Origin of the sequence: Streptomyces sp. MnatMP-M17 (genome assembly GCF_900091995.1) — a bacterium.
GTDB lineage: Bacteria > Actinomycetota > Actinomycetes > Streptomycetales > Streptomycetaceae > Streptomyces.
Window position 1 is genome coordinate 1 of sequence record NZ_FMDK01000466.1, and the last position, 8,461, is coordinate 8,461.

At 71.1% G+C, this 8,461-nt stretch carries 8 protein-coding genes; 1 reads left to right on the forward strand and 7 read right to left on the reverse strand.

Annotated elements, in window-relative coordinates; genetic code table 11:
- The 3 genes from GA0115259_RS21005 to GA0115259_RS21015 all read right to left on the reverse strand — a co-directional run.
- The coding region (locus GA0115259_RS21005) for a wax ester/triacylglycerol synthase domain-containing protein (RefSeq protein WP_272921162.1) at positions 1-428 on the reverse strand (428 nt) is incomplete at its 3' end.
- 113 nt (positions 429-541) lie between these two features.
- Positions 542-2,614: a SpoIIE family protein phosphatase gene (locus GA0115259_RS21010; RefSeq protein ID WP_093599445.1), complete on the reverse strand. Its 2,073-nt coding sequence runs from the start codon at positions 2,612-2,614 to the stop codon at positions 542-544.
- An 86-nt stretch (positions 2,615-2,700) separates the two neighbouring features.
- Positions 2,701-3,777 (reverse strand): DUF6777 domain-containing protein, encoded by a 1,077-nt coding sequence (locus tag GA0115259_RS21015; protein WP_093599448.1) that lies wholly within the window; start codon positions 3,775-3,777, stop codon positions 2,701-2,703.
- Between the two features lie 374 nt (positions 3,778-4,151).
- Between GA0115259_RS21015 and GA0115259_RS21020 the strand changes: the two genes are divergently transcribed.
- The gene (locus GA0115259_RS21020) at positions 4,152-4,703 is read left to right on the forward strand and encodes a DUF1990 family protein (protein ID WP_093599453.1); all 552 of its coding nucleotides are present in this window, start codon (positions 4,152-4,154) and stop codon (positions 4,701-4,703) included.
- 99 nt (positions 4,704-4,802) lie between these two features.
- On the opposite strand, the gene GA0115259_RS40455 is transcribed toward GA0115259_RS21020, so the two are convergent.
- From GA0115259_RS40455 to GA0115259_RS21035, 4 genes are all read right to left on the reverse strand, one after another.
- Positions 4,803-4,973, reverse strand: coding sequence for a hypothetical protein (locus GA0115259_RS40455; RefSeq protein WP_176732606.1), 171 nt, complete (start codon positions 4,971-4,973; stop codon positions 4,803-4,805).
- 223 nt (positions 4,974-5,196) lie between these two features.
- Positions 5,197-6,714, reverse strand: a complete 1,518-nt coding sequence (locus GA0115259_RS21025; protein ID WP_370748303.1) for an SDR family NAD(P)-dependent oxidoreductase — start codon at positions 6,712-6,714, stop codon at positions 5,197-5,199.
- Positions 6,715-6,860: 146 nt separating this feature from the next.
- Positions 6,861-7,682: a GNAT family N-acetyltransferase gene (locus tag GA0115259_RS21030; protein WP_093599451.1), complete on the reverse strand. Its 822-nt coding sequence runs from the start codon at positions 7,680-7,682 to the stop codon at positions 6,861-6,863.
- Positions 7,679-8,461 (reverse strand): NADP-dependent oxidoreductase (locus tag GA0115259_RS21035; protein WP_107469234.1); only part of this gene is annotated, 783 nt, incomplete at its 5' end. The genes GA0115259_RS21035 and GA0115259_RS21030, both read right to left, overlap by 4 nt.

Consider the following 8,461-nt stretch of genomic DNA (forward strand, 5'->3'; position numbering starts at 1 on the left):
GTTCCGGCCCGTGCTCCCGCCCGCGTTCCCGCCCGTTCCACGGCAGGCCGCCTCGGCGTCAGGACGTACATCTCCCAGGGCGGGATGCCGCGTTCCAGCGGACGCTCCATCAGCTCGCCCGCCAGCCGCGCGGCCTGCGCCGCGAACTCTCCCTCGGGCAGGATCAGCCGCCGTACATGCCGCCGTACGTCGAAGTCCTTGTCGGTCGCCCAGGCGGCGCCGCCGACCGGGAGCCAGACGTCCCGTACCCGCATCCGCAGCCGGGGAATGGCGGCGGCGCGCGCGGCGAGCAGCTCCAGCAGTCCCGCGCCGCCCGCCGTCCCGGGCGCGGCGGTGAAGACGGCGAGCGCGCCGAGATGCATGGGATGGTCGGCGGATTCGAGATGCCAGAAAGCCAGATCGAGAGGTGCCAGCAGCTCGGTGGTCAAGGGAGCCCCAGACGGTAGAGGGAGGAGAAAACCAATCGCGAATGGTCGATTACGGTCAAGTATGGCCACTTCACCTGAAGTCAACGACCTGTGCCCAACGGTGTGACGGCCGTTCAGGGTGATGGCCGGTCCGGGACGACGAACTCGCACCAGACGCATTTGCCACTGCCGCGGGACTCCACTCCCCATGCGTCGGAGAGCTGGTCCACCAGCAGCAGCCCGCGGCCCGAGACACCCGACTCACCGGCGTCGCGACGGTGCGGCAGGACGCTGGAGCAGTCCTCCACCTCGACCCTGAGCCGTCGCTCCGCGCCGGACAGCACGCGTACGGTCACGACCGCGCCGTTGTCCGTGTGCATCAGTGCGTTGGTGATCAGCTCGTCCGCCGCCAGCTCGATCTCGTCCGCGCGTTCCCTGGCGCCCCAGGCACCCACCGCCGCCCGGATCATGTGCCGGGCGGTGCGCAGGCCCTCCGGGTCGCCACGGGAGACCTGCTGCTGAAGCCGGCCGCCGGGGACCGGGGCGCGTGCGCCGCCGCGCCGCAGCAGCAGTACGGCGACATCGTCGTCACCGTTGCGCTCGTCCATGACCGCGCACAGCCGGTCGGCCAGTATCTGGAGGTCGCGCGGTCCGTCCCGGACCAGCGCGGTCAGCAGCTGTATCCCGTCGTCCAGATCCGCGCCGGGCAGCTCCACCAGACCGTCGGTGTAGAGCATCAGCGTCTGGCCCGGATCGAGTTCGACGGTCTCGACCGGATAGTCGAGCCGTCCGAAGAACGCCGAGAGCCCGAGCGGCAGCCCGCCCGGCACCGGCAGCCTCCGGCAGTGGCCGTCGGTGTCCCGGATCAGCGGATCGACATGACCGGCCCGTACGAGCTGGACCACGCCCGTCGACAGGTCGGCCTCCGCGTAGGTGCAGGTCGCGAAGCGGTCGGTGTCCAGCTCATGGAGGAAGACCGAGGCGCGCGCCATCACGGTGGCCGGCGCGTGTCCCTCGGCCGCGTAGGCACGCAGGACGATACGGAGCTGGCCCATCACAGCGGCGGCATGGGTGTCATGGCCCTGTACGTCTCCGATCACCGCCCCGACCCGGCCGCCGGGCAGCGGGATGACGTCGTACCAGTCGCCGCCGATGTCCCTGCCGAACCGGGCCGAGCGGTAGCGGACCGCGATCTCGGCGCCGGGCACGGCCGGGATCCGGCGCGGCAGCATCGCCTGCTGGAGTCCCTCCGCCAGATCGTGCTCCTGCTCGAAGAGGACGGCGCGCTGGAGGCCCTGGGCGATGCTGCTGCCGAGAGCGACCAGCAGATTGCGGTCCTCGGCGGTGAAACCGTCCTTGTCGCGGTAGAGCAGCCCGAGCGCCCCGATCGGCCGGGCCTGCGCGATCAGCGGCAGATAGGCGGCGGCGTTGATACCGAGCTCGCTGATCCTCGGCCAGAGCAGCGGATAGGAGACGGCGAACTCCTTGGCGGACTCGATGAAGCGCGGCGCCAGCGTCCGCACCACCTCGCTCATCGGATATCCCTCGTCGATCCGCGTCACGCGCGTGCCCGGCACATACGAGCCCTCGGGCCCTTCGGCGACGAGATGGATACGCCCGGACTCCAGCAGGCCCATCACCAGGCTGGTGGCGCCGAGATGCTCCAGACCGCCGGACTCCTTGAGTACGTCGATGACGTCCTGCACGGTCCTGGCGTGGGCGAGCGCGGCGGCGGTGCCCTCGACAACACTGGTCTGCACGCGGCGCACCGCGGCCAGTTCGAGCCGCGCGGTGGAGTCGGCCAGCTCCTGGACGGCGTCGCGGACGACCCCGATGACGCGCGTCGCCCGGCCGTCGGTGTCCCGGCGGATGCTGCCCTGGGTGTGGGTCCAGCGCAGGGATCCGTCCCGCAGCCGGACCCGGAAGTACGCGCCGTACCCGGTGCTGCCGTCGCTGAGCGCCCGCGACACCACCGTGTCCAGCCGGATGCCCTCCTCGCGCGGGACCCGGGACGCCAGGCTCTGCGGCCGGCCGTCGTACTCGTCGGGCCGGGTGCCGAGCACATCGAGGGCGGTCGCGTCCAGATACAGCAGTCCGCTGTCGAGGTCCCAGTCGAAGGTGCCCATCCCGTTGAGGGAGAGGCTGATGTCCGGCTCGGCGGGCCAGTCGTCGGGGAGCGACAGCAGCCCCGCTGCCCGTTCAGCCATGGAGACACTCTGTCATTATTTGTCGGATTCTTCGACTGGTCCGGTCGGATGCGGGACGTCCCCTCACCTCGGTCCCGAGACGCACGTCAGCCCTGGAACGACACGGGACCGATCAGCAGGCCCTCCATCTGCTGTTCGTCGGCGTCCGCCCCGGAGCCGCCGTCGGGCCGGAAATCAGGCTGGGTGTCCGGCTGCGACCTGGGCGCGAGCGGCTCGCTCTGCTGTCCGGTCGTCCCGCCGGGCGCCCGCGTCGGAGCCGGCGCCTCCGGAGCCGGAGCCTGCCGAGGGCCTCCGGGGATACCCGAGGACGACGGCTGCTCCGGCGTCCTGACGACATTCGGATCGGTGATGTCGGCGTCCGGGCCGTACGCCGGAGTGGTTCCGGGACGACCGTCGGCCTCGCCATGGGTACCGGTCAGCCGCTCGATCCAGTCGTTGTTCACCGTGTCGACAAGGATCAGACTGCTGAGCGGCTGGGCGGTGCGGTCGATGACGACGACACGCTCGGGCCGGTATCCGCGCCATGGACTCCCGCGATGGGTCATGGAGCCCTGGGCGACGACCGGCGGACGCAGCGGACTGCCGCCGGTGCAGCGCACTCTCGGCAGTCCATGACCGTCCACCAGGACGGCGGTGCCCGCCTGGAGTACGGACTGGAACTCGGCGGCGGCTCCGTCCCGGAAGCCGTGGTTCGTCATCCGGATGTCGGCGCGCAGGAAGACCGGAGTGAGTCCGCGCAGGAATTCCGGCACCGACTCCTGGCCGACCCGCGCGCCCTGGGCAAAGGCCCCGGCCTTGGCCTCGTCCTCGGTGAGCAACTGGACCTGACGCTCCACATCACAACTGGAGGCGGCCTGGACACCGCCGTAGAGACCGGGCGTGGAGCCGGGCAGAGCGCGTGCCGTCCGTCCGTTGCCGCTCTCGTCGTACGATTCGTCCTCCTCCACAGAGGTCCCAGCCTTGGCGGCACCCTTGGGCAGCTCCAGGGCGGTCGACGGAGTGAACGGATCCGGGCCCTGGTCCTCGGCCCGCTGGAAGTAGAGCTCGTTGATCTGAGGGCCCGACGTGTTCTCGCCGCCGTCCCCGCCGCAGCCTGCTGTGATCAGAATGCCCGCGGTCAGCGCGGCAAGCGTGGCATGCCGACGACGGTTGGGTGAGCGCACCGTGATCTCCCGCCTCTTCCTCTTCCTCTTCCTCCATGGATGTCCTCCTTATGTCTGCCGGACGGTCGGCGCCCTCGCAAGCGGGAACGAGGCGGACGGGCCCGGGGCTTGAACACGTTCAGGTGACGGCATAAGGTGATCGCGGAACTTGAACACGTTCAAGTCCAGGGGGTTGTACAGGATGTCCGTGCTGGTCAGCCGGATCACGGTGGGCCGCACACCGCCGTCGCGCCGCGCGAGCCGCGTCCCGCCGAGTCGTCGTACACCGCCCTCACACCGGGTACGCCTCGACTACGCCGCCGGTGGCGTCGGCACTCCCCCGGTTCGGCACATCCTCGGCACGTCCTCGGTAAGGAGACCGCCGTATGAAGCCCATGAAGCCCGCCCAGCCGCGTCCCGCGCCGGACAGCAGTGCCTTCGGCGTATTCAGCTACCGCGAGGTGGGCGCGACCCGGCTCGGCCCGCTTCCCGAGGGCTATCACCATCTCCATCACCGCGTCAGGATCGGCCGCGGCCGTACGGTCTTCGAGGCAGCCGGAGGGGCGGTCACCACCTGGCGGCTGCACCGCGCGGCGGGCGCGCGGATCCTGGCCGGATCGCCCTGGGCGGAGCCGGGCACCGATGTGGAGGTCTCCGTCGGTCCGGGCCCGCTGCGGCTGAGCGCGCCGTGCCAGGTGGTGTGGACGGCGTACGAGAAGGACCGCACCGGCTTCGCGTACGGGACGCTGCCCGGCCATCCGGAGTGCGGCGAGGAGTCTTTCGTGGTCGAGCTGCGCGAGGACGGCTCGGTGTGGTTCACGGTCATGGCGTTCAGCCGTCCCGCCCGCTGGTACTCGCGGCTCGCGGGACCGCTGGTGCCGGTGCTCCAGCTCGGCTATGCCAAGTGGCTGGGCCGTACGCTGCACCGGATCACGGCCGGAGGCTGAGAGCGGAGAGATCTCCGCCGTAGGTCCGCCGCGAGTCCGCCGCGAAAAAGACGTCCCGCACCCCGGAGATCCCGGGGCACGGGACGGACGGCGTCCGGTTCAGTCGATACCGGGCAGGATGTGCGGCTCGGCCAGGTCGTCCTCGTAGCCGGCGAGCCTGATGGGAGCCGATCTGGCCCACACCTCCAGGTTGCCGATCTTCTCGGGGCCTGGCTTGGGCTTGTCGGCCTTCGCCGGTCTTTCTTCCTGCTTGGTCGGCTTTCGTGTCACCGCGCGCTCCTCTGCGTCGTGCAACTCTGGGACAGGGGCAGTTCCGTCGCGGTGGCGCCGTTTCAGAGACGGGACCGCGGCCTTGGTAGTGGGCCTGTCCCAGCGGCGGCCGTGGAGATGGTGTATCCCGTGCGTGGCCGCCCGTACCTCCCAGAGTAACCAGATGAGCAGCTCGGCGCTCTCCCGGGTTCACGTTCTGGTGATGTTCCGGCCGAACGGCGCACTACCAGTTGGCAGGTGCGTAGTCCTTGAGGAAGCAGCCGTAGAGGTCCTCGCCGCCCTCGCCGCGCACGATCGGGTCGTACACCCGGGCCGCGCCGTCGATCAGATCGAGCGGAGCGTGGAAGCCCTCGTCGGCGAGACGCATCTTGTCCGGATGCGGGCGCTCGTCGGTGATCCAGCCGGTGTCGACGGCGGTCATCAGGATGCCGTCGGACTCGAACATCTCCTGGGCGCTGGTGCGCGTGAGCATGTTCAGCGCGGCCTTGGCCATATTGGTGTGCGGATGGCCCGCGCCCTTGTAGCCGCGGCTGAAGACGCCCTCCATGGCGGAGACATTCACCACATAGGTGCGCTTGGCCTCGGCGGCGGCCATCGCCGGACGGAGCCTGCTGATGAGGATGAACGGCGCGGTGGAGTTGCAGAGCTGCACTTCGAGCAGCTCGACCGGATCGACCTCGGAGACGGTCTGCACCCAGCTGTTGGTGTCGTGCAGATCCGGTACGAGCCCGCCCGCGTCGATCGCCGTGCCCGCCTCGATCCTGGCGAGCGAGGCCGAGCCGCCGACCAGGGCGAGCGAGGTGATGTCGGAGGCGCTCAGGGCCTCGGCGCCGGCGGCGCGCAGCACGGGCTGGGCGCCGCTGCCGAACGCGCCGATCACCTCGGAGGCCGGCAGCTCTCCGGCGGGCAGCGGCGCGGACTCGGCGGCGAGGAGCTCGCTGTACGCCTGCGGGGAGCGGCGTACCGTCTGCGCGGCGTTGTTGATCAGGATGTCCAGCGGGCCCTCGGCGGCGACGGAGTCGGTGAGGGCGACGACCTGCGCCGGATCCCGCAGATCGATCCCGACGATCTTGAGCCGGTGGATCCAGTCGTCGCTGTCGGGCATCGCCTTGAAGCGGCGGACGGCGTCTGCGGGAAAGCGCGTGGTGATGGTGGTGTGGGCGCCGTCGCGCAGCAGCCGTAGCGCGATATACATCCCGATCTTGGCCCGGCCGCCGGTGAGCAGCGCGCGCCTGCCGGTGAGATCCGTACGGGCCTCGCGGCGGGCGCGGTTCTCGGTGGCGCAGGCCGGGCAGAGCTGGTGGTAGAAGGCGTCGACCTCGGTGTAGCGCGTCTTGCAGATGTAGCAGGAGCGCGGGCGCTGAAGTATGCCCGCGATCTCTCCGGTGACCGAGGAGGAGGGCAGCAGGCCCTGTGTCTCGTCGTCGATGCGCTCGGCCGAGCCGGTGGCGGTGGCCTCGGTGACGGCCTTGTCGTGGGCGGTCTTGGCGGCCCGGCGCTCCTGGCGGCGGCGCTGCTTCACGGTCCGGTAGATACCGGCGGTGGCACGCCGGACCGCGATCGCGTCGGGATGGTCGACATCCAGCGAGTCGAGTTCGTCCAGCACGCTCAGGCAGACGGCCATCCGCTCCGGATCGATACCGGGGCCGTACTCCTGGCTCCCGCCCTGCGCCGCCTGCGCCGGGATCCCGTCGTGGACGGGGCTCTCGCCGTACGCGGGGCCGCCCTCTGTCACCGTCATCGCCGCTGCCGTTCCTCGATCACTCGTACCGCCCGTACCACTCGTACGCCGGAGTCCCACATGGTGGCATTTACCGACCTTGCGGACATCCCCGCAGGTCAGGAGCATACCGATGGCGTGGGAGTCAACAAAATCCCGCGGTCCCCCTACTCCGGGACGTCCGGGACGCGTACGGCGCGGAAGGTCGTCTCCTTGCGGAGCCGGAAGCCCAGGGACTCATAGAGCCTGATGGCGCCCGTATTGGAGGCGGCGGCGTGCAGGAACGGCGTCTCGCCACGGGACCGGATCTCATACGAGACGGCCACGACGAGACGGGCCGCGAGGCCCTGGCCGCGGAACTCCGGTGCGGTGCAGACCGCGCTGATCTCGGACCAGCCCGGCGGACGCATCCGCTCCCCGGCCATCGCCACGAGCGCGCCCTCACGGCGGATGCCCAGATAGGTGCCCATCTCGACGGTGCGCGGCAGAAAGGGACCCGGCTGGGTGCGCTCGACCAGGTCGAGCATCTCCGGCACATCGGCGGGACCGAGGCGTACGGCCTCCTCGTCCGGCGCGGCGGCCACTCCGGCGTCCACGAGCTGCACTCCGCCGGCGTGGAAGGTGATCTCCCAGCCGTCGGGCACGGAACCGTCGAAGCCGACGAGCCCGAGGGATCCGCCCGGTCCCGCGAGGGCGGCGGCGTCGGCCCAGTCCCGCTCGTCGGGATCCTCCGGCAGGGCCACCCAGAGCGACACCTCGGACGGATAGCGCAGCAGCCGGCCACGGCGCTCGGCGAAGTGCGCGTGCGGTCCGGTGAGCGCGGAGCGCACGGGCTCGTCCAGCGGATGCCGACGAGGCCGCGGGCCGGCGGGTTTGAGGTCGGAGGACCGAGGATCCGGCGTACGGGAATCCGGCGTACGCACGTCCGAGGGCCGGGGATCCCGGGTGCGCGGTTCGGCAGGGCGCGATATGGACGGTCGGGTGCTCATGCGCCGACCTCGATCACGATCTTGCCCTGGACATGTCCGTCCTCGACCGCGCGCAGCGCCTCGTCCGCGCGCTCCAGCGGAAAGGTCCGTGTCACATACGGCCGAAGCGTCCCGCTCACCGCGAGTTCGGCGACCGCGTCGAGGACGGCGGCGGTACGGGCCCGTACGACGGCCGCGCCGCCCAGCTCCGGCACCGTGCCCTTGTCGGCCGCGCTGATCAGTCGTCCCTCGGGATCGGCGAGCACTTCGGCCGCCTCGGGCAGGGCCGGGCCGCCGACCAGGTCCAGGACGGCGTCGACACCGTCGGGCGCCACGGCCTTCACACGCTCGGTGAGACCGGGCCCGGGAAGCACATGGACGGCGCCCAGCGACTCGACGAACTCCTTCTTGCCCGCGCTCGCCGTACCGAGGACCCGGATACCGAGACCGCGCGCGATCTGCACGGCGGCCACGCCCACTCCGCCGCCCGCGCCGGTGATCAGCAGAGTGGCACCGGGCTCCAGAGCGAGCTGGTGCACGGCGTCGTACGCGGTCGCCGCCGCGACCGGCAGTGTGGCCGCGTCCGTGAACGGGAGCGCGTCCGGCTTGTGCGCGGCGATCCCGACCGGAAGCAGGGTGTACTCCGCGTAACCGCCGGTGAGAGTGGAGCCGAAGACCGCGTCCCCGACGGCGAAGCCCTCCACACCCGCGCCGATCTCCTCCACCACGCCCGCCGCCTCGCTGCCGAGGACCGCGGGCAGCTCGGCGGGCGCGGAGCCGGGCCGGCGGGAGGCGTTGCG